15 protein-coding genes are annotated in these 26,498 nt (G+C 69.4%); 10 read left to right on the top strand and 5 right to left on the bottom strand.

Translation table 11 applies throughout. The features are described 5' to 3' along the window. The 3 genes from QHF89_RS06460 to QHF89_RS06450 all read right to left on the bottom strand — a co-directional run bounded on the left by QHF89_RS06460 (position 1) and on the right by QHF89_RS06450 (position 7,710). A complete protein-coding gene (locus tag QHF89_RS06460) occupies positions 1 to 2,316 on the bottom strand; it encodes a family 2 encapsulin nanocompartment cargo protein terpene cyclase (RefSeq protein ID WP_136971009.1) in 2,316 nt (771 codons plus the stop codon). 548 nt (positions 2,317 to 2,864) lie between these two features. Further along, entirely contained in the window at positions 2,865 to 4,490 is a 1,626-nt protein-coding gene (locus QHF89_RS06455) for an amidase (protein ID WP_284720157.1), read from the bottom strand. 52 nt (positions 4,491 to 4,542) lie between these two features. Then, entirely contained in the window at positions 4,543 to 7,710 is a 3,168-nt protein-coding gene (locus QHF89_RS06450; RefSeq protein ID WP_284720156.1) for a serine/threonine-protein kinase, read from the bottom strand. A 364-nt stretch (positions 7,711 to 8,074) separates the two neighbouring features. On the opposite strand from QHF89_RS06450, the gene QHF89_RS06445 reads away from it, so the two are divergent. Both QHF89_RS06445 and QHF89_RS06440 read left to right on the top strand, forming a co-directional pair. After that, on the top strand, positions 8,075 to 8,779 hold the full coding sequence (locus QHF89_RS06445; protein WP_136971011.1) for a hypothetical protein: 705 nt from the start codon (positions 8,075 to 8,077) through the stop codon (positions 8,777 to 8,779). 127 nt (positions 8,780 to 8,906) lie between these two features. Next, positions 8,907 to 12,764: a hybrid sensor histidine kinase/response regulator gene (locus QHF89_RS06440; RefSeq protein ID WP_136971012.1), complete on the top strand. Its 3,858-nt coding sequence runs from the start codon at positions 8,907 to 8,909 to the stop codon at positions 12,762 to 12,764. Positions 12,765 to 12,863: 99 nt separating this feature from the next. Here the strand turns inward: QHF89_RS06440 and QHF89_RS06435 are convergent, their stop codons facing one another. Continuing rightward, positions 12,864 to 13,478: a response regulator transcription factor gene (locus QHF89_RS06435; protein WP_136971013.1), complete on the bottom strand. Its 615-nt coding sequence runs from the start codon at positions 13,476 to 13,478 to the stop codon at positions 12,864 to 12,866. Between the two features lie 71 nt (positions 13,479 to 13,549). Here QHF89_RS06435 and QHF89_RS06430 point away from each other — a divergent pair, with 71 nt between their 5' ends. Then, complete coding sequence (locus QHF89_RS06430) at positions 13,550 to 14,764, top strand: response regulator (protein ID WP_284720155.1); 1,215 nt, start codon at positions 13,550 to 13,552, stop codon at positions 14,762 to 14,764. Positions 14,765 to 15,205: 441 nt separating this feature from the next. Here QHF89_RS06430 and QHF89_RS06425 read toward each other — a convergent pair whose 3' ends face one another. Next, positions 15,206 to 16,669 (bottom strand): ATP-binding response regulator, encoded by a 1,464-nt coding sequence (locus QHF89_RS06425; RefSeq protein WP_284720154.1) that lies wholly within the window; start codon positions 16,667 to 16,669, stop codon positions 15,206 to 15,208. Between the two features lie 196 nt (positions 16,670 to 16,865). On the opposite strand from QHF89_RS06425, the gene QHF89_RS06420 reads away from it, so the two are divergent. Genes QHF89_RS06420 through cheB form a run of 7 tightly spaced genes read left to right on the top strand, consistent with a single transcriptional unit; the run spans position 16,866 to position 26,463 of the window. Further along, positions 16,866 to 17,255, top strand: coding sequence for a response regulator (locus tag QHF89_RS06420; protein ID WP_136971016.1), 390 nt, complete (start codon positions 16,866 to 16,868; stop codon positions 17,253 to 17,255). 8 nt (positions 17,256 to 17,263) lie between these two features. Continuing rightward, positions 17,264 to 19,273, top strand: a complete 2,010-nt coding sequence (locus tag QHF89_RS06415) for a chemotaxis protein CheA (RefSeq protein WP_136971017.1) — start codon at positions 17,264 to 17,266, stop codon at positions 19,271 to 19,273. Continuing rightward, positions 19,270 to 19,734, top strand: coding sequence for a chemotaxis protein CheW (locus tag QHF89_RS06410; protein WP_136971018.1), 465 nt, complete (start codon positions 19,270 to 19,272; stop codon positions 19,732 to 19,734). The genes QHF89_RS06415 and QHF89_RS06410 overlap by 4 nt, the downstream gene beginning before the upstream one ends. Next, the gene (locus QHF89_RS06405) at positions 19,712 to 22,249 is read left to right on the top strand and encodes a methyl-accepting chemotaxis protein (RefSeq protein ID WP_136971019.1); all 2,538 of its coding nucleotides are present in this window, start codon (positions 19,712 to 19,714) and stop codon (positions 22,247 to 22,249) included. Before QHF89_RS06410 ends, QHF89_RS06405 begins: the two co-directional genes overlap by 23 nt. Beyond that, positions 22,246 to 24,606, top strand: a complete 2,361-nt coding sequence (locus QHF89_RS06400; protein WP_136971020.1) for a HEAT repeat domain-containing protein — start codon at positions 22,246 to 22,248, stop codon at positions 24,604 to 24,606. The genes QHF89_RS06405 and QHF89_RS06400 overlap by 4 nt, the downstream gene beginning before the upstream one ends. Next, a complete protein-coding gene (locus QHF89_RS06395; RefSeq protein WP_136971021.1) occupies positions 24,603 to 25,433 on the top strand; it encodes a CheR family methyltransferase in 831 nt (276 codons plus the stop codon). Before QHF89_RS06400 ends, QHF89_RS06395 begins: the two co-directional genes overlap by 4 nt. Before the next feature lie 10 nt (positions 25,434 to 25,443). Then, on the top strand, positions 25,444 to 26,463 hold the full coding sequence (gene cheB, locus QHF89_RS06390; RefSeq protein ID WP_136971022.1) for a chemotaxis-specific protein-glutamate methyltransferase CheB: 1,020 nt from the start codon (positions 25,444 to 25,446) through the stop codon (positions 26,461 to 26,463). Positions 26,464 to 26,498 lie beyond the last annotated feature (35 nt).

The following is a 26,498-nucleotide window of genomic DNA, read 5'->3' as shown; positions in this document are numbered from 1 at the left end:
CTAGGACCGCCCGTGCTTCACCGGCACGGACCGCGCCGTACCCATCGAAAGATCCGCCTTCGCAGCAGGAGCCACGGCCCCGGCCTTTCCGGCACCGAAGAAACTGCTGATACGCGCCGCAGAGGCGCCAAACCCACGCGCGCCCTCGATCGCCCGTTCGATCGGGTGGCGCTCGAGCTCCGCGTCCACATACCGGCTCGTCATGACGTGCCAGTGGAGAACGCCGGCCATGTACAATCGCTGCTTCTCGACGTACCCGAGCACGGCCTCGCGGGCCTCCTTCTCGAGGTTGAATTCGTCGAGGATGCGGGGCAGCTCGGTCGCGACGATGTGCTCGAACTCTACGATGCGCGCCGTGAGCAGGTCATTGACGACCTCCTTGGCGTGCAGCGCGTCGCATTCGAGGAACCGCTCGACGACCAGCACGAGGTTCGAGAGCTCGCCCTCGAACTCGATCTCCTTGCGGTACGAATAGAGGTCGTTGGTCCACCCGCCGACGTCGGCCGTGGTGTTGTCGAGGCTGCGCATCGTCCGCGTGCGGAAGACCTCGGCCGGGACCACGTCGCCGAGCGTGAGCTTGGACAGGCCCATCGTGAGATCGGCGCCGAACGTCCGGCGGCGCATCTCGACGTAATCGACCGGATCCGGGATCCGGTTCTGGGTCTGGTTCAAAAGCTCCCAGAGCCAGCTCTCGGTCATGCTCTCGATGGCGCGGCGGAGTGTCTGCCGCGCGTTCATCGACATGGGGGTCGCCGTGCGAATCCAGAGATCCAGGAGGCTGCTCTCGATGGGGTTCTCGGGCACCGGGGCGCCCGTGCAGTCGAGGGGCATGAACAACGAGAGCCGGGCATTGAACCGCTTCGCGCCAGCCATGTCCCGCGTCGCGCCGAAGACGAGGGGGAAATAATCGTCGCCGTACGTCCCCCAGGTGAGCCAGCCCGAGCTCAGATCGAGCGCGTGCGGGGTCGCGTCCGGGTGAATGCCCGCGGCGCAGAGGGGGAAATCGAAGCCGATGAGCCTGCGCTCGTCCCAGAGCCCCGAGCCGAAGACGCCCGGCACGACGTCGATCATCCCGAACTTGCGGGCCCATTCGACGGTGTTCCGGCGCGACGCGGGCAGATGCGGGCTCAAGCGGAGCTTGAACGGCATGTGGATCTTCGGCAGCGGCATCCGGCCCACAGGCCGGAATGGGGTGTGGGTCAGCGTCTTGATCCGCTGCAATCCCAGGGCGCCGGGCGTGAGCCGGATGCGGAACGCGGAGGTGCCGAGCCCCGTCGGCGCGCCGAGGAAATCGGGCACCGACGCGGACTTGTCCGCGTGTTCGTTCATGTAGCGGCTCGACCGCATGTGCCATTCGTGGCCGCCGGATTGCCAGTCCTGCAGGCCCTTGACGTACTTGGCGACGTCGAGGGCTTGCGCCGGCGAAAGCCCGTACTCCACGCAGAGCGCCGGCACCTCGACGAGCGCCGTGTTCTCGAATTGCTGGAGCCGCGACGTCAGGATCTCGTTCGTCAAATCGGCCGCTTTTTGCGTGGGGACGCCGAGGAAACGCTCGAGGACGAGCACGCAGTTCGCGTTCTCCCCTTCGTCCTCGACCTCGCGCTGGTACGAGAACAGGTCATTGCGCAGGTGGACGCCGTCCGAGAACGTGTCGCGCAGGACCTCGAGGGGTCGCGTCGCGGCGACGGCGGCCGGGACCTCGGCGCCGACGGCGATCTCGACGAGGCCCGCGGACCAGGGCGCGCCGCCGACCTTGCGGCGCATCTCGATGTATTCGACCGGGTTCGCGACGCGGTTCTCCTGGATATTGGCGAGCTCCCACATGCACTCGAGGAGCAGGTTCTTCGTCGCTTCGAGGAAGCGCTTGCGCCAGTCGACCGAGGTGAGCGGGACGGTCCGCGCCCACAGATCCGCGAGCGCGCGCTCGACCACGTTCGTCGGCTCCGGAGGCGTGCCCGTGGGCACGACGGGCATGAAGAGCGGCAGGCGATCGAGGTACGCCTTCGCGCCGCGCATGTCCTTGGTGCGCTTGTAGATCTCGAGGAAATGGTCGTCGAAGAAGAACACCCAGACATACCAATCCGTGATCAGGTCGAGCTCGGACGCGGGCGCATCGGGATGCGTGTACGCACAGAGCAGCGCGTAGTCGTGCGCGTCGAGATCACTCTCGTCCCAGATAGGCTTTCCCTGGGGATTCTTCTCCAGGATGCCCATGTCGTAGGACCAGGCCTTGGTGTGCGCGCGTGCACCTTCGAGGTGCGGATTGATGCGCGCCGGATACGGCATGTAGAAGTCGGGCAGCGTAAAAGGTTGCATGTTCGCTGACTTCTCTCGCGTCGTCACGACCATGACGCGGGCGACGGTGACCCGATTGTCCTGGCGGTGGATGATCCAGACGCACCTCGGCCGACCCACACGCGAACGTGTGGTGATGCGTTATTGGGATTGGACCATACAAGCCGTTCAGGATCTTCCGGACAGGGCGGATCTAGTCAGTACGTTCGCTCAAGTAAATTGAAATCTCACCGTCCGTCACGTTAATATCTTGCTCGTACCTCACTCGAACCGGGCGGGCGGGTGAATCTGCTTGATCTTCATGGACTTCCACGCTGCGGTGTTTGGCCACGGGGTTTGGCCATGACCCCGATGACGCAAATTTTTCCGATGTCATCGGGGTGGTTTTGTCGCTGATGCTTTCGTTTGAAAGCATTTTTTCGTACATTCACGCGAATTATGAAGGAATCTTAAGGACGAGCTGACTCCGCAGCGCACAGCAGACCGTACGCACGAGCACAAACGCTGGCGCGAGTGCGTTGCTGGCGCGAGTGCGTTGTTGAGGAAGGCGCGACGGTCGACGCATGCGTTCACCGCCGCAGCGTCGGCGCGAACGCCGGCGCTCGTCGTGCCCTCGCGGCCTGCTCGAATGCAAATGCCATTCCGAGGAGCTCTCCCTCGGCATACGCGCGGCCCATGAATACGAAGCCGAGCGGGAGGCCGTGGCTTTCGCCCATCGGCACCGTGATGCTCGGCGTGCCGGCGACCGCCGCGACTCCATGACTCGTGCCCATGAAATGATCCCCGAGGACATGGTCCGTGAGCCACGCCGGGGCCATGCTCGGCGCGACGACGGCGTCGAGCCTTTCGCCGTCGAGGACCGCGAGCAGGCCCTCCTTCCCGGCGAGGCGCCGTGCAGCCTCGCGCGCGTCGAGATACGCCGCATCCGTGAGCGGCCCGAGCGCCTGCGCCTTCTCGAAGAGCTCCTGGCCGAAGAACGGCATCACCGTGTCGGCGTGCGCTTTGTTCCACGCAATCAGGGCCTCCAGCGACGCGTGCGGCGCGCCGCTCCGGCGGAGGTACATATTCAGGCCGTCCTTGAATTCGTACAACATGAGCGTGAACTCGGGCTCGTTCCAGCGATTGTACGTGTCCATCTCGACGTCGACCAGCTCGGCGCCCTGCGCCCGCAACGTCGCCATCGACGCCTCCGCGGCCCTATCGACATCGGGATGGGTTCCCATGGCCTGCCGGAGCACGCCGAGCCGTTTGCCCCGGAGCGCGCCCGGCTTCAAGTAGATCGTGTAATCGCGCGGGAGCGCGCCTTGCTTCCACGCGGCCGGATCAGCCGGATCGACGGCCGCGAGGGCGCCGAGCAAGATCGCGGCGTCGGTGACGGTGCGGGCCATCGGCCCTGCGGTGTCCTGCGATATCGAGATCGGAATGATGCCGCTGCGGCTGATGAGCCCCACCGTGGGCTTGAGCCCCACGAGGCCATTCACGGACGAAGGGCAAAGGATGCTGCCGTCGGTCTCGGTGCCGACCCCGATCGCGCCGAGGCTCGCGGCGATGGCCGCGCCCGTGCCCGAGCTCGATCCACAAGGATTGCGATCGAGCACGTACGGGTTTTTCGTCTGGCCCCCGCGTGAGCTCCACCCGGAGGTCGCGCGCGTCGACCGGAAATTCGCCCACTCGCTGAGGTTGGTTTTTCCGAGGATCACGGCGCCCGCCGCGCGAAGGCGAGCGACGAGGAAAGCGTCCTCTTTCGGCCGATGGGCGGCGAGCGCGAGCGACCCGGCCGAATTCACCATTCCAGCGACGTCGATGTTGTCCTTGATGAGCACGGGAATGCCGTGCAGAGGCCCGCTCCGCATCCCGGCCCTGCGCTCCGCGTCGAGCGCCGCGGCGTCCAGGAGCGCGCGCGGGTTCAGCTCGACGATCGCGTCGAGCCGGGGGCCGGCATCGTCGATGCGCGCGATTCGATCGAGGTACGCCTGGGTGAGCTCCCGCGCGGTGAGCGTGCCCTCGGCCATGCGATCACGCGCGTCCGCGGCGCTGAGCTCGACGATGTCGAGGGAAATTGCAGAGGTCCTGCGGGCGATTCTCGATACGTCGGCGGCCCCAGCGCCGCCGCCTTTCGCCGTCCCTCCGTCGCATGCTCCCACCAGTGCCGCGCCGAGCAGCGTCGCGCCCATGAGCCATCGCGAGTTTTTCATGACCACACGCCGTCGAGAGACTGCCACAACGAGGCTCGAGAAAACAAGGCGGTTATTCGGAACGCGCCAGCGAGAGCAGCCGCTCCGCCTCTTTCAGCGCCGCGCCCCGCTCCCGCGCGAGCAGCGGATTCTCTTTGAGCGCCGCTTCCAAGGAAGCCTTGGCCTCCCGCGCCGCTTGCCTCCTTGCCTTTGCGTCTCGCGCGGTGGCGCGGGCGCGCAGGAGGTGGAGGGCGCCCTTCGACGCGAGCGCCGGCGCCAGGGTCGGATGGATGGCGAGCGCCTTTTTCGCCATCACCAGCCCCAGGGTCAGGTCGTTTTCGGCGTTTTTCTTCCGTTCCAGGAGCCAGCCGGCGCGCAGCTCGTACACCTCGGCCAGCGCCTCGTAGACCTGCGGATTGGCGCGCTCCTTTGCAATGACGGGCAGGAGCGGCGCGAAGGCCGCGTCGAACATCGCGGCATCAGCCTTTTCCTTCGCCAGGGCCCAGCGCAGCGCAAGGGTCTCGGTGCGCGTTCGCTCGACGCGGTAATCCACGTCCCAGGGCGACGCCTCCGCGCTCTTGCGGAAAAACGCGCGCGCCGCCTCGATCGCCTTCGTCGGGTCCTTTCCTTGTCGCAACAGGTAAAGCGCCTGCGTCATGGAAAGGAGCCCGTGGAGCTCGTCGTTCGCGGAGTCCGGCGCGAGCTGCTCCTTTTCACGAAGAAACGCCTCGGCGCGTTCCAGGGAGGCGCTCGGATCCTGGCCGGCATTGCATGCATGAGACGCACCGAGCCAGAATGCCCAGGCCGAGACATGCGCCGCGTCCAGCGTATTTTGCTCCTTGACGGCGGCGACGGCCGCGAGCGCGCTCGACACCCACGTATCCGGCGAGCGCCCTTTCTCCATGAGATGCTGCGCCTCCTGCAAATGGGCGTGCGCCTTGTATATGGCTGGGTACGTGAAGGTCGGGTTCTGTGCGAAGGCTTGATCGCAGCGGGACGTCGCGCGCTCGACGGAAGCACCGGGATCGACGCCGCGCCAGAGCTCGCTCCGGACGCGCTCGAGGTACGACGCGCATACCTCGCTGTAGGGCCAAAGGAAGCCTGGATCGAGCCGGATGGCCTCCTCGTACGCCGCGATGGTGCGGTCCGTCGCGGCCCGCGCGTCCAGCCCTCGGCTCATGAGGTAAAGGAGCTCGACCCGGTATGCGGCGCCGCGGAGGTAATGCGCCATCGGGTCGCCCGCCCGAAGGCGAGCCGCCTCCTCGGCGCGCTCGATGGCGGCCCGGAGGATCGGTTCCGGATCCTCCTTCCCGGGGCCATTCATCGTTTGCCAGGCGAACGCGTTGTGGGCGAAGGCCATCGTCAGGCGCGCCGAGCCGCGCTGCGGGTCTGCCACCAACGCCTTTCCGCACGCGCTCGTCGCTTTCTCGAAGCTCGGTCGCAAGAGCTCGGGCCGGGCGTCCGACGCGAGCACGATCTGGGTCCAGAGCTCACATTCGGCCTCGTGCACGGCGGGATCACTCCGCGCGATAGAAGCGGCCTCCGCATAGGCTGCTGCCGCCGGCTCGAACGACTGCATCATCTTGTCGTAATCGAACGCAGCGTCCCGCCCGAAACGCTTGCCTTCGGCGAAATGCGCGTCCCCTTCGAGCTTCTTCGCCTCGTGGAGCCACGGTGATTGCGCGAACGCTTCGTGCGCCTTCGCGAGCGCGACGTCGTTTTGCCCCTCGTGGAGCGCGATGAGGCCCTCCACGTAGGCCGGCGACGAGAGCCGTGCCCCGAGCGCCGCGCGCAGGTGGGCGAGGGCGGGCAATTTGTACTCGGCGTCGAGCGCTGTGAGCCTTGCCTTTTTGCGCGCCTCGTCCTGGATCCGCTTCGTCTCTTCGAGGGCCTCGCGGTAGAGCTCCACGAGCGCGAGGCCCATGGCATAACGGAGCTCCGGCGGCGTATATCCGGCGGCCTCGGCGCGGCGCAGATGGGAGAGCGCCTCCTCGGGCTCCTGAAGCGCGAGGAACCCCCGCCCGATCGCGTAATGACCCGGCCCCTCCCCCGCCCGCCCGAGGGTCGCCATGCGCGCCTCGATATCCCGCAACTGCTGCCGCACGATGCTCTGCTCCCGCTCAATATCATGCAGCGGGAGGCTGTACGCGCGTGACAGGAAGAGCTCCATCTCCTTCACGTCCTCGCCGAGCTCCCGCGCGAGGGCCGTCTGCTCGGCCAGGGCTTGGCGCTGCCGGATCCCGAAGACGCCGAACACCAAGGTCACCGCAAACAGCGCCGCCCCGAGCGCGACGCGCACCTTGTGCCGCCTCGCGGCCTTGAGCAGGACGTATCCGAGCGACGCCGGGCGTGCCAGCACGGGCTTGCCGTCGAGAAACCGCTGCAGATCCTCACCAAGGGCCAGCGCCGACTCGTATCGCCGCCCCTGCTCCTTTTCGAGGCATTTCATGACGATGGCCTGGAGGTCCTCTGGGACGTCCGGACGAACCTTCCCGAGCGGCGGCGGATCCTCGGTCAGGAGCTGCTGCATGACCGCGAGCGCATGGGGGCCATCAAAAGGAGGCCGACCCGCGAGCAGGTCATAAAGCGTCGCGCCCAGCCCATACACGTCGGTTCGCCGGTCCAGCGCCTCGGCATCTCCGCTCGCTTGCTCGGGCGCCATGTAGGCGGGTGTCCCGGCGAGCGAGGCCGTCATCTGGATTGACTTCCCCATCTCGCGGGCAATGCCGAAATCCATGATGTAGGGCTTGTAGGCCCCGTCCTCGCCCTGCTCGATCATGATGTTGCCGGGCTTGACGTCGCGGTGGATGATTCCGAGCCGGTGCGCCTCGTGGAGCGCCATCGATACTTGCTGAACCGCGCGCACCTTCTGCTCGCGGGTCATCCATTCGCCAGCAAGATCGAGCGGCTCGCCCGCGATGTATTGCATCACGATATAGGGCCGGTCGCCGTCCGTCCCCACCTCGTAGACCTTGCACGCGTGCTCGTGCTCGATCCGCGCCTGCGCCCGCGCCTCGCGGAGGAGCGTCCGGTTCGTCTCCGGGTCCGCCTGGTGAAGAAATTTGACGGCGACGTCGCGGCCGAGGTGCCGATCCCTGGCGCGATAGACGGCCCCCATCCCACCGGAGCCGAGGAAATGGAACTCCCCGAAACGCGTGAGGAGCCCCAGCGGAATGCTCGACGGACTCGACGGGCTCGACGGCGTGCTCGAAGGCGTGACGTCCGGCTGTGGGGTCTCCACCAATGTAACAGGAGTCACAGGGCGCACACGGACACCATGACCTATCAGGAGGGGCTCGCCATGGGACCAAGGTCCCATGGTGTAACGGTTGCAAGAAGCCTACCGTAACGTTCGGTCACGGCTGAGACCCAGGCCACATGCGCTCGCAAAATCGTCAGGACACTGACCGATGGAGGCGCCGACCAGGGCACTCAGCGCCGAGCGCAGAGAGAAGGAAATCATGCTGTCATTTCGCTTGCTCACGGGGGTTGTTCTTGGAACCGTGCTCACACTCACCGGCTGCGCTACCGCGGTGGATCCGGATGATTTTGCGCAGGCTCCGGAGTTCGACCCCCAAGGCGGTCCCATCAAGGGTTCGGGGGGGATGAACGGCCTGCTCCCGGCCGACTACCACGCCAACGTCGCCGCGCTCGTGGCTGCGTTGGGTGGAGCCGCTGCGGATCCACAGAACCCGTCGGTTGTCAACCCTGCGATCGTGTCGAGCGGGCTGCTCGCCACCGAAGGCGGGCGAGAGGTCTTCTCGTACGCCGCGCGATGCACGCTCCCGGCAGGGACGCAGCTCACGAGCGGGAACCGCGTCTACACGGGCGGCGGGATCCTCAGCACGACCGGCTCATGGCTGAGCGCGAGCCTCACGACCTCGCAGAAGGAAGACGCGCTCACGTGCATGGTGACGCACCTCAACCCCTTCGGCGCCCACGTGCCGTTTTTCCTCTCGGGGCCCAGCATCGCCGGGACGGAGAGCGGGGACGCGCAAGGGTTCACCATCGAGGAGGCGATCTGGCAGGTGAAGCTCCAGGGCCCGAGCGAGACCCCGGTCTACTACGCCTGGCCCCGCACGGACCTGCTCAACACCTGCGGGCTGGTCACGACGCTTTCCTGGGTCACGCGCATTTGCGGTACGGCCCTCAACACCTGCGGCGTGCAGGTTCGTTACGATCGCGCCACGGCTTGCACCGGCTCGGACGGGAGCTTCACCTGCAACGGCAAACCGGCCATCCAGACCTCGCTCGAGGAGAGCGACCTGTGCATCCTGCACCTCAACGTCCTCGGCATCGGCCTTCTGTAGCTTCGTTCAAGGCAGGCGAGGCTGATGCCTGCCTGCCTCGACGCCCGAGGACAGCACCCCTCACAGCGGCTCCGGAAATCGAACGTGGCTTCACGATGACGCCGCGCTCCATGTATCCTCCGGCCCCGTGAGCCGCCTCGCACTTCCCGCGCTCCTCGCCGTCCTCGTTGCGGCGCCCCTCCTCCCCTCCCCCGCCTTCGCTGCCGATGCGACCACGCTCGGCGCCCCCACGGTCCGCGTCTTTGGCGTCGACCAGGGCCTCCCCCACAGCGTCGTCAATGTCGTGACCTTCGACAGCCGCGGCCACCTGTGGATCGGTACGCAGGCCGGCGCGGCGTACCACGATGGCCAGCGCATCACGCCCTTGCCCATCCCGACGGGAGGCTCGCCGAGCTGGGTCCAGGCAATCACCGAAGCGCAGGACGGCTCGGTCTGGTTCGGCATGATCGACGGCGCCGTCTTCCGGTTCGCCGACGGGGTTTTTCAGCGGTTCGGGGCCGCCGAGGGCCTCCCGAACGGGACTCCGATCCGTACCCTGCTCGGATCACGCCGTGGGCCCGCGGTCTGGGTGGGCACCATCGATGGGCTTTATCGGTTCGAGGACGGGCGTTTCCACCGCGTCGAGCTCGGGCCGGGCGCCGAGCACCCGGACATCGCCTCCCTCCTCGAAGGGACCTTGCCGTCCGGCGAGCCGACGCTCTGGATCGGCGCCCACGGGCTCTTTCATTGCGAGGAGGGACGCTGCGCGCGCATCGAGATGGGCGGCGAGGCACCGAAAACAGACCGCGTCTCTTCGCTCTTGCAGACCACCGATGGGAAGGGCCGGAGCGAGTTATGGGCGGGCACGCGTTCCGGCCTGCTCCGCCATGCGGACGGCCTCTGGGAGCGCGTCGCGCCGGACGCCTCGCCCGCGTCTCGTTTGCCAATCCGCGCGCTCGCCGAGACGGCAGATGGCTCGGGAGGACGTACGATCTGGGCCGGCACCTACGGCGGCGGCCTCGCCCGCTTCGCGAAAGGGGAATGGGCGACGCTCACGACGGCGAACTCCAATCTGACCGACAATTACGTCCTTTCGGTCGCGGCGAACGGCCGCGCGTTGTGGATCGGCGCAGGCGGGCTCGCGCACCTCCGGCACGACGCGTGGGTGGCGTTCACCCCGCGCAATTCCCCTCTCACGGGCTCGGCCATGGGTCTCGCCGAGGTGCGCAGCGCGGGCGGCGAGAGCGAGATCTGGCTTGGCGCGGACAACAAGCTGCTCCGGCTCTCGGAGCAGGGGCTCTCTCCAGTCCTTCCCCCCGACGTGTCGGACAAGCTCGGAACGATGCTCACGGCCCTCGTGCCCTCTCGACGCGAGCCCGGGGTGGTCTGGATCGGAAGCGACCGCAGCGAGTTCCACCGCTGGGAGGCCGGTCGGCTGAAAACGTACGGCGCAAAGGACGCGCCGTTCCTGCAGGGTGCGGTCTACGACATCCGGGAATCGATCGACGGGCGTGGCCTTTGGGTCGCGACGCTCGGCGGCGTCGGGCGCCTCGACGAGAATGGCACCTGGCAGGTCTTCCAGAAGACGAGCTGCCCGCTCCTCGACAACCAGGTGCACGCCCTTCTGGAGACCACGCGCCCGGGCGGCGGGACGAGCACGTGGTTTGCCACGGCCAAGGGCCTCTCGCGCCTGGAACATGGCGCGTGGAAGAGTTACACCACGGCGAACGCGCCGCTCGGCTCCGATTATCTGATGACCCTCGCCGAGCTGCGCGACGCGCGCGGGGCGCGCGTGCTCTGGATCGGCACCATGGGCGCCGGCGTCGCGCGGTATGACCTCGACGCCGAGGTTTGGCTCGACCGGCTCGACACGAAGAGCCGTCCGGCGCTGCCGAGCGACGACATCGCGCAGGTGCGCGCCGACAGCCGGGGGCGCCCCTATCTCTTCACGGTACGCGGCGTCGCGCGCCTCACGCCCCGCGCGCCCACGCCGGACGACCCGGCGGCGTTTTCCCTGTACACCTACACGATGGACGACGGGCTGCCGAGCAATGATTGCCAGCAGAATGGCTCGCTCGTCGACAGCCGCGGCCGCATCTGGGTCAGCACCGCGGGCGGCGCGGCCGTCTTTGATCCGGCGGGCGAAATCGAGGACGTCACGCCGAAGCCCCTCGTCCTCTCCGCGAACCGCGCGCCGGGCGGGGTGCTCTTGCCGGACACGGCGCTCCCCTGGGATCAGAACACCCTCGCCTTCGACTTCTCGCTCCTCTCCTTTTTTCGCGCGCGTGACACGCGATACCGCATGCAACTCCTGGGCTTCGATCCTTCGCCGAGCGATTGGACCACGGACACGAAGGCCCGGTACACGAACCTCTCCGCGGGGACGTACACCTTCCAGGCCTGGGGCCGCGACTATGCCGGCAACGTGGCGGGGCCCGTGTCGATCGCGTTCCAGGTCAAACCCGCGCCCTGGCGGACGTGGTGGGCTTATTTCGGGTATGCCCTCACGCTCTCGGCGCTCGTGTACGGAGGCGTGCGGATGCGGGTCCGGGCGCTCGCGCGGCGCAATGTGGAGCTCGAACAGCAGGTGGAGGAGCGGACGGCCGAGCTGAAAGCGGCCAAAGAGGCCGCCGACGCGGCGAACCGCGCGAAATCGAGCTTCCTCGCCAGCATGAGCCACGAGCTGCGCACGCCGCTCAATGGCATCCTCGGGTATACGCAGCTCCTCGGCCGGTCCCCGCGGCTCTCGCGGGAAGACCTCGCGGGGCTCGGCGTCGTGCAGCGCTCGGGCGAGCACCTGCTCGGGCTCATCGACGATGTCCTCGATCTCGCCCGGATCGAGGCCGGCAAGATGGAGCTCGTCCCGGCCGAGGTCCACCTCCCGGCATTGCTGCAAAGCGTCGCCGATCTTTGCCGGGTGCGCGCGGAGGCGAAGGGGCTCGTGTTTCATTACGCGAAAGCCGAAGGCGGACCCACGTTCGTCGAGGTCGACGCGAAGCGCTTGACGCAGGTCCTCCTGAACTTGCTCGGCAATGCGGTCAAGTTCACCCGCGAAGGGAGCGTCACGCTCCGCGTCGAGGCAAAGGACGGGGAATTCATCTTCCGCGTGGAAGATACAGGCCCGGGGATCTCGCCCGATGATCTCGCGCGGATCTTCGATCCGTTCGAGCAGGCCGGCGACCGAGGGGCGCGCGCCGAGGGCGCCGGGCTCGGCCTCTCGATCAGCCGGAAGATCGTGGAGCCAATGGGAGGCCGGATCGACGTGGAGAGCACGCTCGGCGAGGGCAGCACCTTCACGGTGGCGCTCCGTCTTCCGGTCCTCGCGGAACACGCGTCGGCAAGCGATGCGGGCCCCGGCGAGGTGATCACCGGCTACGAGGGCGCGCGGCGGGTGGTGCTCGTCGTCGACGACAACGAGGGCAATCGAACGTTCTTGCGGGACGCCCTCGGCCCCCTCGGGTTCGAGGTCGCCCTGGCCGAGGACGGCGCGCAGGCCCTCGCGCGGATCGAGGCCGAGCGGCCCGATCTCGTGATCCTGGACCTCGCCTTGCCCGACCTCCCCGGCGACGAAATCGCGCGCCGCCTGCGCCGCCTTCCTGAACGCGCCGGTTTGCCCCTCGTGGCCTCCTCCGCGAGCGTGGACCAGGCGCAACAGCAGCGCGCCAAGGACGCCGGCTGCGACGCGTTCCTCCCCAAACCCGTGCGCCTCCCGGAGCTCTTCGACGTGCTCGCGCGCCACCTCGCCCTCACCTGGATCCACGCCGCCCCCGCCACGACCGAGGCCGCGGACGATCCCGCGCCCGCGCCCCGGCTCGAGCCGCCCGCGGACGTCCTCGCGCGCCTGCTCGACCTCGCCGAACGGGGGCGGATCCCGGAGCTCTTGCAGGAACTCCAGGAAATCCAAGCCGCGGACGAACGGCTCGCCGCGTGGGCGGGCGAGGTGCGGGCGCTGGCTGAAGAATTCCGCCTCCACGAGCTTTCTGCCGCGCTCGCGCCCCGCGGATAGGACCTTGGTCCCATATTGCGTCGAGCGGCGGCCTGGTACACCCAGCGCATGCGTGAGCAAGGCCCGGCTGCCGCGGAGGGGCGCGCGCTCGGACAGGCGTCAGGCGTCCTGAACGCGATCCACGAGACGCACGAGGTCGGCCACCGATTCCGCGCCGAGTTTTTCCATGACCCGGCCCCGATGCACCTTGATCGTCTTCTCGGCGGTGCCGAGCTCCACCGCGATCTGCTTGTTCAGCAGGCCCCGCGCGACGAGCAAGCACACTTCCCGCTCGCGCGGCGTGAGCGCCGCGAACCGCGCTCGAAGGGCCTCCTTCTCCGCCCGCGCCGCGCGCGCCTCGGCGTCCCGCGCGAGCGCCCGCTCCACCGCCGCGAGCAGCTCGGTGTCGTCGCAGGGTTTGGCGAGAAAATCGACCGCGCCGCCCTTCATGGCGCGCACCGAGCTCGGCACGTCGCCGTGCCCGGTCAAGAACACCAAGGGCAGCTCGAAGCCCCGCCGCGCGAGCTCCTCCTGCAGGTCGAGGCCGCCGATCTCGGGCATGCGCAGGTCCACGACCACGCACCCCGGCCGATCCGCGGGCGCGTGGTCGAGGAACCCGCGGGGCGAGGCGTGCGCCTCGACCGCATACCCCGCCGAACGCAGGAGCCGCTCCAGGCTGCGCAGCACGGAGGGATCATCATCCACGACGAATATGGTGCGCTCCGTTTGTGTCATCGCTTCCTGGTCCTGCGATCATGACGTTACGTCGCTGGCATTCCTCCCCCAGTTCTCCGACCCTGTCAACGATGCGCGCGCCCCTCGTCCTGCTCGTCGACGACGACCCCCAGAGCTTGAAGCTCCTCTCCGACGCGCTCGCGGGCCAGCCCTTCGCCCTCGCGGTGGCGCTCGACGGGGCGATGGCGCTCCGGCAAATCCAGCGCGAGGAGCCCGACCTCGTGCTGCTCGACGCGATCATGCCCGGCATGGACGGGTTCGAGGTCTGCCGGCGCCTGCAGGCGGACCCGGCGACGCGCGACATCCCGATCATCTTCATGACGTCGCTCGCGGACACGGCGAGCCGGGTGCGTGGGCTCGAGCTCGGCGCGGTCGACTACGTCACCAAGCCGTTCGTGCGCGCCGAGCTCGCGGCCCGCGTGCGCGCGCAGATCGCCGTGCGCGCCGGGGCGCGGGCGCTCGCGGAGAAAAACGCCGAGCTCGAACGGGCCGCCGCCGAGCTCGCCCGCGCGAGGGATACCCTCGAAGCCGAGGTCATACGCCGGACCGACGAGCTCATGGCCACGAACCAGCGCCTCACGCACATGAACCGCGTGGCGGCGATGAGCGAGCTCGCGGCCTCGATCGCGCACGAATTGAACCAGCCGCTCGCCGCGATCCTGAGCAACGCGCAGGCCGCGCGGCGCCTGCTCCAGCGGGCAACGCCGGACGTGAATGAAGCGCTCTCGGCGCTCGCCGACATCGTGGACGACGACCGGCGCGCGGCGACGATCATCCAGCGCATGCGGGCGATGTTGAAGAAGGGGACGCCGCGCGCGGAGGGGCAGAACCTGAACGAGCTCGCGAGCGAGGTGGCGCGGCTCGTGGGCAATGACGCGCTCCTCCGGGGCGTGGCGTTGCGGCTCGACCTCACGCCGCGGCTGCCCGAGGTGCGCGGCGACGGCATTCAGCTCCAGCAGGTCGTGCTGAACCTGGTGGTCAATGCGCTCGACGCGGTCGCGGATCGCCCGGCCGGCGCGCGCCTCGTGGTCGTGCGGACGCGCGGCAATGGCAAGGATCGGGTTTTGCTGTCGGTGGAGGATTCGGGCAAGGGAATCGCGCCGGCCGAGATGGAGCGGGTCTTCGAGGCGTTTTACACGACGAAGGCCGAGGGGCTCGGCGTGGGGCTTCCGATCAGCCGGTCCATCGTGGAGGCGCACGGGGGGAGGTTGTGGGCCGAGAACAACCCCGGGGAAGGCGCGACGTTCTGGTGTGCGCTGCCGATCGGGGAGGAGCAGGGCGGGTAGCGGCCGACGTACCGGCGGCTCGTGTGTCGCCGTGATCCTGCTCCGCCCAAAGCTTGCAACCGTTGCCCTCGCGTCTCCAAACGTCCCGACCCCCACGCGTCACCGTGACGCGCGGGTGTTCAAGTCTTCGAACACCCTCGCGTCACGCTCGCCTCCGGCTCTCCGAAGCTTCGAACACCCTCGCGTCACGTTGACCCGGGCCCGCTCGAACGACCGATCCCCCTCGCGTCACCGTCTCCCTCGGGTCTCCAAACGTTCGATCCCCCACGCGTCGCCGTGACGCGTGCCCGTTCGAAGCTTCGAACACCCACGCGTCACCGTCTCCCGCGACCCTTCGAACGTCCGAGCACCCTCGCGCGCCCGAAACCTGCGGGTCCTGCGTGGGCTCTTCCGTCGCGCGTGCAACGGGACGAAACGAACGGGGAGACGCCTCGTGGAACGTCAGCCGGCGGGCGACGCGTGCGTGATGGGATGGCCATGCCCGCCGATCTTCGGCAGGCGGAACCAGAATCGGCTCCCGCAGCCGACGACGCTGTCGACGCCGACGGTGCCGCCGTGGGCCTCCACCACTTCGCGGACGATCATGAGCCCGAGGCCCGTGCCTGCCATCCCGCTGTTTGCCCGCGCATAACGCTGAAACAGCTTCGGGATTTCATGCGGCGGGATGCCGCTGCCGGTATCCTCGACGCCCGCCTCGATGTACGTCTCCGTCTCCGCGAGCGTGGCCGTGATCTTGCCGCCGCGCGGGGTGAATTTGATGGCGTTCGAAAGGAGGTTGGCGACGACCTGCCCGAGCCGCCGGCGATCGGCCAGCACCGTGGGCCGCGGCAGGGCATGCACCTCGAACGAGAGCTCGCCCGAGACGAGCAGCGGGCGCAGGACGTCGGCCACGCCGTCGACGAGCGACACGAGGTCGATCTCTTCCTTGATGAGCTTGAAATGCCCGCCCTCGATGCTCGCGAGGTCGAGGAAATCGTTGATCATGCCCACGAGCATCCGGATCGAGCCCTGCATCTTGTGCAAATCCACGACGGCCTCGCGCGGCAGGGGCCCGTGTTTGCCCAGCAGGATGAGCTCGGAGCGCATCAGCATCGCGCTCAGCGGCGAGCGCAGGTCGTGCGCGATGATCGAATAAAAATCCAGCCGCCGCACCTCGGCCATCCGCCGGGCGGTGACGTTGCGCAGCGCCAGGATCGTCGAGCCCCCGCCGAGGTCGACAGGAAACACGCGGACCGTGGGCGCGTAGACCTCATTGTCGATGGTGATGTCCGGCAGCGCGAATGCCTCCACGCCCGTGGCGGCCGCGAAGAGCTCGGCAGAAAGCTCCGGCAAGAGCTCGCAGATCGACTGGCCGAGGAGCCGCGCCGGCGCCCATCGGCCGAGCGCCTTCTGCGCCTCCGGGTTTGCATACGTGATCCGCTGCCCCTCCCCCAGGACGAGCAGCGCGTCCGGAACGTTCGCCAGCAAATGACGTACGGTCGCCTCCGCTTTCTCGGCGCGGTCGAGCAGCGTTATCGAGCGCACGAGCGCATCGACCCGGGCCCCGAGCTCGTTCGTCGCGTACGGCTTCGACAAGTAATCGTTGGCGCCGGCCGAGAGCCCCTCGACCACCTGCTCGGTCTGCTGTCGGACCGTCAGCAAAAGAATGCCCATGCGAGCGTGCGCACCGCTCGAACGAACAAAACGACAAACCTCGATGCCGGAAACACCGGGCATCACCCAATCGAGCACGAGCACGTCCGGCGCTGGTTGGCTCCCCAAGGCCTCCAGGACAGCCGTCCCATCAGGAAAAACCTGAACGGCGTAATGATTTTCCAGGGCACGGCGAGCGCGCTCGGCGTCGAGCGCGGAGTCATCGACAATCCAGACGACCCGTCTCTGGGAAGCGCGGCTTGCAGCAGGCATGTTCATCGTTCGCTACACTGCGACCTCCCCCCTGTCAAAGGTGCAGCGGCCGAATTCTGCGTCGAGACGAACACGCACACGCAGCATTGCGTCGCGACGGCGGAAGTACAGCAAAAAGCTGTCGTTCATTGTGCATGAGCGTGCTTGACGGGCTTGGACGAGGGAGCTAATGGACCGGGTCCTCCGAGGGGGTCGCGTGACGGAAATTCTCGTCGTCGATGACAGCAAAGTGATGCGCGAAATGATCGTCGCCTGCCTTCGGGTGGGGGAGGACTTTACGTTCACCCACGCCGCGAGTGGCCTCGAGGCCATCGAAAAGCTGGCGCTCAAGGCCTTCGATCTCGTCGTGCTCGACCTGAACATGCCCGACATCGGCGGTTTCGAGGTCATCGAGTTCATCCGTGGTCAGGACAAACTGCAGCGCCTGCCCGTCCTCGTGGTAACCACCCGAGGCGACGAAGGATCACGCGCGCGCGCCCTCGCCGCAGGCGCCTCCCAGTTCATGACGAAGCCATTCACGCCCGATGCAATCCTGGCGAACGTGCAGTCGATGCTGCACCTGGATGCGGCGGGATTCCATGAGTAACGCGTTTTATGGGTAACGCGTTCGACGCGAGCGAATTTTTAGCCGGGTTTCTGGTCGAAGCCGAGGAGCACCTCTCGGCCTCGACGACGAACCTGCTCGCCGTCGAAACCTCCCTGCGCAAAGGCGAGAACAACCCGCGGGCCGTGCGCGAGCTTTTTCGCTCGCTCCACACCATCAAGGGGCTCTCGGCCATGGTGGGGATCGAGCCCATCGTGGACGTCGCCCACGCCATGGAGACGGTCCTGCGAAAGGCCGACCGAGCGGCCGGGGCGCTCTCGGCGAATGCCGTCGAGGCCCTGCTCGCGGGACTGCGCGCCATTGGCGAGCGGGTGCGCGCGTTGTCGACGAGCGCGCCCGTGGCGCCTGTCCCCCCGCAGCTCCTCGACGCGCTCGCGGCGCTGGAAATCACGCAGGACGCGTCGCCCGCCACGGTCGAGCTCGTCCTCGACGCCGGCCTCTCCGCCAAGCTCTCGGCCACGGAAAAAGCCCAGCTCCTCCAGGGCGCGGAGAGCGGGCGCCGCGCGCTGCGGGTCGATTTCGTGCCGTCGCCTGCCCGCGCGGCCGAGGGGACGACCATCACGAGCGTGCGCGAGCGCATCGGCGCCTTCGCGGAGATCGTGAAGGTCGTGCCGCTCTCGATCCCCGCGAGCGACACGGCGCCCGGGGGGCTCGCCTTCGCCCTCCTCGTGCTCACGGACGCGACCAACGAGGCGCTCGCGGCCGCAGCCGCGACCCAGCCGGAGCACGTCCAGGTGCTGCACACGCGGCGCATCGACGGGGCCGATCCGCTCGCCGAGCCCGAGGCCGCCGAGGAGGACGTCGGCGAGGGGCGAAAGCGCGGGATCGTGCGTGTCGAGGTGGCGCGCCTCGACGACGCGCTCGAACGGCTCTCGGCGCTCGTGATCACCCGCTTCCGCCTGGCGCGCGCCGTGGACGCGCTCGCCGCGCAAGGCGTGAACGTGGGCGAGCTCGGCGAGATCGTGAAGGGCTACGGCCGGCAGGTGCGGGATCTGCGCGGCGCGATCATGCGGGCCCGGATGGTCCCCGTGGCCGAGCTGCTCGACCGCGTGCCGCTCATCGTACGAGGCCTGAGCCGCGCCACGAAAAAGCCGGTCCGCGTCGTGATCGACGCCGGCAAGGCCGAGCTCGACAAGGCCGTGGCGGATCGGGTCTTTCCGGCGATCGTGCACCTCATCCGCAACGCGGTCGACCACGCGATCGAGCCCCCGGCCGAGCGGCGGCGCCTCGGCAAGCCGGAAGAGGGGCTCGTGCGGGTGACGTGCTTCGAGCGCTCCACGAACCAGCTCGAGCTCGGCATCAGCGACGACGGGCGCGGCATCGACCGCGAGGCCGTCGCCCACCGGGCTTCGCGCCCGGTGCCCGCGGACGACGCGGGGTTGCTCGATCTGATCACCCTCCCCGGGCTGACGACGCTCGACCACGCGACGAAGACGAGCGGACGCGGGCTCGGGATGGACATCGTGAAGCGCGCCGTGGTCGAGCTCGGCGGCGAGCTGTCGCTCGGGACCACGCCCGGCGCGGGGACGACGTTCACGCTCTGCATTCCCCTCACGATCACCATCGTCGACGCCTTCTCCTTCGTCTGCGGCGAGCAGACCTTCGTGGCGCCCGTCGCGGCGATCGAGGAGGTCGTCGAGGTCGTGCCGGAGGCGCTCGTGCGCGGGCCTTCGCGGCATACAAGGTTCGGCGAGGTGAGGTTCATGGAGCGGCGCGGCGAGATCGTGCCGCTCGTGAACCTCGCGTCCGTCTTTTCGCTCGCGTCCCGAGAGGAGCCGAAGGCGCTCGTCGTGCGGCGCAATGGGGCGCCCCTGGCGTTCGGGATCCAGCGGATGGTCGGGCAGCAGGAGGTCGTCATCCGGCCGCTCGAGGATCCACTCGTGAAGGTGACCGGCGTCTCCGGCTCGACCGATCTCGGCGACGGCCGGCCGACGCTGGTGCTCGACCTGGTTGCGCTGAGCGGGGCGCTTTCCCAGAACCGCACGGAGGTGCCCGTATGAGCGAGCTCTACGTGGTCTTCAAAGTCGACGACGGAGAATACGTCCTCCAGGCCGCGGACGTGCTCCAGATGGAGTCGTTCGGCGGCGCGACGAAGGTGCCGGGGACGCCGCCCTACGTCGCGGGGCTGATCCACATTCGGGGCCGCGTGGTGCCGGTCATCGACGTGCGACGGCGCTTCGGGCTTTCGAGCATCGAACCGACCCTGGATTCACGGGTCATCGTGGTCCAGAGCGGCGAGCGCACGGTGGGGCTGCTCGTCGACAGCGCGCGAGAGATCATGAAGATCCCGCCGGAGGGGCTGCAAGCGCCGCCGGCGTGGATGGGGGGCGACGGCGCCGGCTTCGTGAGGAGTGTGGCCCACGTCGAGCGCAGGCCAGGCGAGAAGCGCCTCGTGATGCTGGTCAATTTCGAAAAAATCATCGGGCAGGAAGGCATTTATGGCGACGAACGGAACGGCTGAGATCGATCTGGCGCTCTCGAAAGCTGCGGAGGCCGAGCGGGACCTGCGCCGGACGGCCACGCAGGCCGACGCGATCGAGCAGGCCGCGTCGCGCCTCGCCGAGGGGAGCGAAGGGCGGGCGTCCTCGGGCCAGGAGCTCCGCGCATCGCTGGAGGAGCTCGCGGACGAAGTCGAGGGGACGAGCATCACCCTGCAAACGCTCGCGCGCGCGCAGCAGCGCATCCGCGAGGACGCGGGCGAGGTGCTCCGGGGCCTCGAATCCACGGCGAGCGGCCTCCAACAGCTCGCGCCGAGCATCCACGGGATCAAGAACGACACCGAAGCGCTCGCGGCCTCGGCGGAGGGGACGGCGGCCGGTACGGAAGAGATCGCCCGCTCCATCAAAGGGGTCGGTCAGAACGCCGAGGAGCTCGCGACCGCGAGCGAGGAGCTGCTCGCGACCGCGGTCTCGAACACGAAGGACCTCACCGATCTCGCCGAGCGGGGCGAGTCGAACGCGGCTTCGATGGAGGAGGTCGCGACGACGATCGAGCAGATGGCCAAGGGCATCGGGAGGCTCTCCGCGGATGCCAAGGGCGTCGGCGAGCGGATCCTCGGCATGTCCACGGCCGTGACGAGCGCGGGCACGACGCTCGAGCGCGTGACGCGCGACGCCACCGAGATGGCGACCGCCGTCGAGGAGACGTCCGCCACGGCCGAGCAAATGGCGCGATCCATCAAGAGCGTCGCCGAGAACGCGAAGGCCCTCGAGGAGGCAGCGGCCTCCACGACGAGCATGGTCACCGAGATCGCGGCGTCGGTGGAGCAGGTCGCCGTGACGGCCGAGCGGAACGCCGTGGTGATCGAGACGAACGCGACGGCCGCGGAGCAACTCGCGCGCTCGGCGCAGGTGATGGCGCAAAGCGCCGAGCAGATCAACCAGCTCGGCGCGACGAGCACCGCCGCGTCCGCGCAGGTCGAGACGTCGACGCGGCGGATCGTCGAGATCGTCGATCATGCGCGGAAGACGGCCGACCAGAGCGTGGTCATCGCGCGGGAAGGCGCCGCCACGGTGGGCAAGTCGATCGCGGGCCTCGGGAGCATCCGCCAGGCGATGGTCGAGTCCGCGGGCGTGATGAAGGAGATGGGCCGCCGCGCCGAGGAGATCGGCGACATCGTGCAGACGATCAACATGATCGCGGACCGCACGAACCTCCTGTCGCTCAACGCCAGCATCGAGGCCGCCCGCGCCGGCGAGCACGGGCGGGGCTTCGCCGTCGTCGCCGAGGAGATCCGCGCCTTGTCCGATCGCGCGGCCGCGGCGAGCGCCGACATCGCGAAGATCGTCCGGGGCCTGCAGGGCACGGCGCGCGAGGCGGTCACGGCGTCCGTGGAGAGCGTGAAGACCGCGGAGGAAGGCTCGCGCCTCGCCACCGACGCCGAGCGCGCGCTCGGCACCATCCTCGAAGGGGTCGAGGGGCTCGGCCGGTCGGTCCGCGACGTGGAGCGGGCGAACGGCGATCAGGTCCAGGCCGTCTCCTCGATGGCCCAGATCGCCGCGCGCGTGAACGACGAGGGCAAGGCGATCGCCCGCGCGGCCGCCGAGCAGACCAGCGCCATCCAGGCGCTCGCGCAGGGCAGCGGCGAGATGCGCCGCATGGCACGGCAGACCAAGGAAGCGACGGGCGAGCAGGCCCGCAGCCTGCGCGACGTCGTCCGCGCCAACACGCTTCTCACGGCCAACGCCGAGAGGGTCTCGCGCGCGATGGGCGAGCAGGCCTCCGGGGCGGCGCAGCTCGCCAAGGCGGCGATGCAAATGCGCTCGCTGACGCACCAGACGAGCACGGCGATGAACGAGCAGACGCGGGCGCTCACGGGCGTGGGCGCGCTCGCGCAGGAGGTCACGAGCGCCGCGCAACGGATGGTCACGGGCCTCGCCGAGCAGGCGGCCGGCGCGGCCGAGGTGGCGCGGACGGTGGATGACGCGCGCAAGCAGGCCGGGCAGGTCGCGCGCGTCGTGGCCGAGCGTTCGCGCGCGGCCAAGCAGCTCGACGTGGCCTCGCGTCAGGTCGCCACGCTGGCGGCGGCGGTGAAGGGCGCGGCGGTCGAGCAGACCAAGGCCGCCGCGGCCCTCGCGAAGGAAGGCGAGGCCGTGCGGCGCATCGCGAAACAGGCCGCGCGCGCGGTGGCCGAGCAAGCGGAGACGGTCGCCATGCTGGCCACGGCCGCCGTGAGGCAAACGACGACGATGCAGACGATCACGAGCGCCTCCGCGGAGCAGACGGGCACCGCCGAGAAGCTCGCGAGGACCTTCGTCGACCTGCGCGGACGCACGCGCGCCGTCGCGGGAGCGCTGCTCGTGCAGGCGCGGGATGCGCTCGCCACGCGGGACGCGCTGGGCCAGGTCGTCGGGCAGATGGCGCGCATCCGGGATGCGAGCACGGGACATGCAGACACCGTGGCGAGCCTGTGGTCTGCGCTCTCCCGGCTGCGGGCGCTGAACGGGACCGCCGGAGGAGCGGCGTCCGAGTCATGAGCACGTCTCCGGGGGGCTTCACGTTCTCGGAAGCGGAAAAGCAACGCATCGAGGCGATCCACGAGCTCGAAGCGGTGGGCGCACCCGGCGTGCCGGCGCTCGTCGAGATGCTCGCCGACCCGAGCTGGACCGTCAGGCGCCGGGTCGTCGCCTCGCTCGCCGCGATGGGCGACGTCGCGGTGGAGCCGATCTGCCTCGCCCTGCGCGAGCGACGCGACAACGAGGCGCGCATCGCGGCCGCCGTCGACGTGCTCTCGGCCTCGACCGGGAGCGCCGACCCCGCGGTGCTCGGGCTCGCCGACGCCGACTCCCCCGCGGTCCTGGCGGACGCGGCGCAGATCCTCGGCCGCCGCAAGAGCACGGCCGCCCTGCGCAGGCTCTCCGAGCTCACCTCGCATCCCGACGACAACGTGGCCGTCGCGGCGATCGAGGCGCTCGGGCGCATCGGGGGCAGGCGGGTGGTCGAGTCGCTCGTGCGGGTCGTGACGGGGGGCAACTTCTTCCGCACCTTCCCGGCCATCGACGTGCTCGGGCGCAGCGGCGATCCACGCGCCGTCGAGCCGCTCGCCGATCTGCTGCTCGACATGAGGTACATGCTCGAAGCCGCGCGTGCGCTCGGCCGCACCGGCAACCGGGCCGCCGTCACGCCGCTCGTGCGCCTGCTCGCGCGGCCCGGCGACGCGATCGTCCGCGCCGTGGCCCTCGCGCTCGCAGAGCTGCGCGAGAGGCACGCCGAGCTTTACGGCGTGGTCGCGCCGATCGACGAGACCTTGCGCCGTTCGGTGCCCGTGGCGGCGACCGTGCGGCGGTTCGTCCAGGGCCTGCGCGGCGCGGGGCAGGCCGAACAAATCGCGATCTGCGCGGTGCTTTCGGCGCTGGGCAGTGACGCCGCGATCCCGGATCTGCGGGCGCTGCTCGATGGCCCGTCCGCCGTGGCGGCCGCGGCCGCCGCCGCGCTCCTCGAGCTGGGTCAGAGCTCGGATGCGCGCGTGCTCGACGCGCTGCGCGACGGCGATGGGCCTCGGCGTCTGCTCCTCCTGCCGCTCGTCACGAGCAGCGCCGCGATGGCGGAGGTGGTCCGTTGCCTTGACGACGAGGCCCCCGAGGTGCGCGCCGCGGCGTGCGATACGCTCGCCCGGCTCGGCGATCCTTCCGCGGTCCGCGTGCTCTTTCCGCTCCTCGCGGACCCGAACGGCCGCGTCGTGCACGCGGCGAGCTCGGCGATCCAGTCGCTCGGCAGCGCGGACACCGAGGCGCTCGCGCTGGCGGCCGCTCGAAACGAGCACCCAGGCGTCCGCCGCGCGGCGCTGCGCATCCTCGGCTACTTCGGTTACGATGCCGCATTGCCGGTGTTCCTCGACGCGCTCGGCGATGCGGATGCGCGTGTCCGCGAGGTCGCCATCGCCGGACTGCCCTACCTCGACGCCCCCTCGGCCCTCGACGCCCTGGTGGCGCTGGCGAGCGGGACCGACGCGCGGGCGCGCGCCGCGGCGGTTCGTGCCCTCGGGCAATCGACCGCCGCGCCTCGTGTCGTCGCCTGCCTCGTGGACGCGCTCGGGGATGCGGATGCGTGGGTTCGCTACTTCGCGTGCAAGTCGCTCGGGCGGCTCGGGGACGAGGCGTCGGCTCCGCGGATCGCCGCGCGGCTCGACGACGAGGCCGGGCACGTGCGGGTGGGGGCGGTCGAGGCGCTCGCGCATCTGCGGGGCGAGGTCGCCGTCGCCGCGCTGCAGAAGGCGGCCGAGGAGCGGGATCCGGACGTGCAGCGCGCGGCCCTCATCGGCCTCGGCCTCACGGGGCGGCCGGAGTTGATCCCGCACCTCCTGGCCGGGCTGGCCTCGCCCGACCCCGCGACCCGGATCGTGGCCGTCTCGGCGATCGCGGGCCTGCCCTCGCCCGAGGTCTTGCCCGCGCTCGTGCGGGCCGCGGGGGACAACGACGAGAGCGTCGCCGCGACGGCCATGGGCATCCTCGCGCAGCGGCCCGGGGTCGAGGCCACGCGGGCGCTCGTCGGCCTCCACGCCGCGAACCCGGGGACGACGCGCGCCTTCACCGCGCTCTCGGCGCCCTTGCCGGGCCGGATCGAGGGCCTGCTCGAAGCGCTCGCGACGGCGGACGACGAGCTCTCGGCGCAGCTCGCCTCGGCGCTGGCGCGGATGCGCCGCGAAAGCGCGAACGAGGCGCTCCTGGCGGCGCTCGGCCTCCCGAACCCGGCGGCGCGCAAGGCGGCGGCGACCACGCTCGCCGCGCTCGGCACGCGGCAGGCCCACGTTGCGCTCGAACAGGCGGCGCGGGTGGATCCGGATCCCGAGGTCCGACGGGTGTGCTCCCTCGTCGTAGCGCAGTGGGCCGCATGAACGGCTTGCCGATGTCCCCCCAGGTCTTCGCCATCCTCGGCGCTTTGATCGAGGAAAAGCTCGGCATCCATTATGGGCCTCTCGACAAGGATCTGCTCGGCGACAAGATCGCGATGCGCGCGGTCGAGGCGGGGTTCGATTCCCTCCTCGATTACTACTACTATCTGCGTTACGATCCCGCGGGAGAGGCCGAGTTCGACGCGCTGGCCGACGTCCTCGTCGTCGGCGAGACCTATCTCTTCCGCGAGTTCGATCAGCTCGAAGCCCTCGTGCGTGACGTGCTTTTGCCCCTCGCCGAGGCAGGCGGCCCGCGCAGGCCGCGTATCTGGTCGGCCGCGTGCGCGACCGGGGAGGAGCCGTACAGCATTGCCATGTGCCTCGCCGATCGAGGCCTCCTCCATCAGGTCGAGATCGTGGCGAGCGACCTGAGCACGCGCTCGCTCGCGGCCGCGCGCGCGGGTGCATACGGGCCCCGGGCGCTGCGCAGCCAGGTGAAGGTCCCGCCCTTCGCCTGGCGCTTCCTGCAGAAGAACGGCGAGCGCATCGTGGTGAGCGAGGAGATCCGCAAAGCGGTCGATTTCCGGCGCATCAATTTGCTCGACGGTGATTCCATCGGAAAACTCGGTTTTTTCGATGTCATTGTTTGTCGCAACGTGCTCATTTACTTCCAGGACTCGACAGCGCGGCGCGTGATCGACATGCTCACCGGGGCCCTCTTGCCCAGCGGCGCCCTGCTCGTCGGGGTGTCGGAGTCGCTCTTGCGGCTCGGCACCGCGCTCCGGTGCGAGGAGCGCGGCGGGGCCTTCGTCTACCGAAAGGCGGGCTGAAAGCGCACGCATGGAACGACCAATCCGGGTGCTCGTCGTCGACGATTCGGCTTTTGCGCGCAAAGTCTTGCGGGAGGTCCTGAGCAAGCAGCCGGGCATCGAAGTGGTCGATATCGCGCGGGACGGCCTCGACGCGCTCGAAAAGATCGCCGAGCACCGGCCCGACGTCGTCGTCCTCGACCTCGTGATGCCGAACCTCGACGGCATCGGCGTCTTGCGCGCGCTCCCCACGACCGGCGCGCCCGCGGTCGTGGCGGTCAGCATCTCGGACGCGCAGAGCGAGCTTGGCCAAAAGGCGCTCGCGTACGGGGCGGTCGACCTCGTCCAGAAGCCCACCTCGCTCGCGACCGATCGGCTGTACGAGGTGTCGAACGAGCTCGTGAGCCGGGTCCTCGCGGCGGCCGTTCTCCGGCGGGGCGCGGCGCCATCCCTCGAAACGCCGGTGGCGCGGCCCTCCCGCGGGACGAGCCTCGTCGTCGTCGGGGCCTCCACGGGCGGCCCGCAGGCGCTCACGCGCCTGTTCACCTCGCTGCCGCGTGATTTTCCGGTCCCTATCGTCGCAGCCCTGCATATCCCGCCGGGGTATACCGAGGCGCTCGCCCGCCGCATCAACGACGCGAGCGCGGTCTCGGTCCAGGAAGCTCTCGATGACCAGGAGCTCGCGCCCGGTCTCGTGGTCCTGGCGCGCGGAGGCACGAACCTGCGGATCGAGCGCCGGGCGGAGCGGCCCTACGCGCGCCTCGAAATGGGCTACGTCGGAGGGCTGCACCGCCCCTCGGTGGATCTCCTCTTCCGCAGCGCCGCCGAGGGATTCGGCGCCGGCGTGCTGGGCGTCGTGCTGACGGGAATGGGGGATGACGGCCTCGAAGGCGCGCGCGCCATTCACGCCGCCGGCGGGAGGCTCCTCGTCGAAGCGGAATCGTCTTGCGTCGTTTACGGCATGCCGCGGTGTGTCCGCGAGGCGGGCCTCGCGCTGGGAGAGGCGCCGATCGACAAGATGGGCGAGCTGCTCGTGGGGCACGTCGCCTGAGCTGCGCGTTCGGCTTGGCTTGACATGCGGCCGTG

The organism is Polyangium sorediatum (genome assembly GCF_029946465.1).
Taxonomy (GTDB): Bacteria; Myxococcota_A; Polyangia; order Polyangiales; family Polyangiaceae; genus Polyangium; species Polyangium fumosum.
The sequence above is the reverse complement of the archived record's forward strand: the minus strand, read 5'-3'. Positions and strand labels throughout refer to the sequence as shown.

What these genes read in the sequence shown, in the direction of transcription:
- QHF89_RS06460 (WP_136971009.1), bottom strand. Translation starts at nt 2,316, where the DNA reads ATGCAACCTTTTACGCTGCCCGACTTCTACATGCCGTATCCGGCGCGC.
- QHF89_RS06455 (WP_284720157.1), bottom strand. Translation starts at nt 4,490, where the DNA reads ATGAAAAACTCGCGATGGCTCATGGGCGCGACGCTGCTCGGCGCGGCA.
- QHF89_RS06445 (WP_136971011.1), top strand. Translation starts at nt 8,075, where the DNA reads ATGAACGGCCTGCTCCCGGCCGACTACCACGCCAACGTCGCCGCGCTC.
- QHF89_RS06435 (WP_136971013.1), bottom strand. Translation starts at nt 13,478, where the DNA reads ATGACACAAACGGAGCGCACCATATTCGTCGTGGATGATGATCCCTCC.
- QHF89_RS06430 (WP_284720155.1), top strand. Translation starts at nt 13,550, where the DNA reads ATGCGCGCGCCCCTCGTCCTGCTCGTCGACGACGACCCCCAGAGCTTG.
- QHF89_RS06425 (WP_284720154.1), bottom strand. Translation starts at nt 16,669, where the DNA reads ATGCCTGCTGCAAGCCGCGCTTCCCAGAGACGGGTCGTCTGGATTGTC.
- QHF89_RS06415 (WP_136971017.1), top strand. Translation starts at nt 17,264, where the DNA reads ATGGGTAACGCGTTCGACGCGAGCGAATTTTTAGCCGGGTTTCTGGTC.
- QHF89_RS06410 (WP_136971018.1), top strand. Translation starts at nt 19,270, where the DNA reads ATGAGCGAGCTCTACGTGGTCTTCAAAGTCGACGACGGAGAATACGTC.
- QHF89_RS06405 (WP_136971019.1), top strand. Translation starts at nt 19,712, where the DNA reads ATGGCGACGAACGGAACGGCTGAGATCGATCTGGCGCTCTCGAAAGCT.
- QHF89_RS06400 (WP_136971020.1), top strand. Translation starts at nt 22,246, where the DNA reads ATGAGCACGTCTCCGGGGGGCTTCACGTTCTCGGAAGCGGAAAAGCAA.
- QHF89_RS06395 (WP_136971021.1), top strand. Translation starts at nt 24,603, where the DNA reads ATGAACGGCTTGCCGATGTCCCCCCAGGTCTTCGCCATCCTCGGCGCT.
- cheB (WP_136971022.1), top strand. Translation starts at nt 25,444, where the DNA reads ATGGAACGACCAATCCGGGTGCTCGTCGTCGACGATTCGGCTTTTGCG.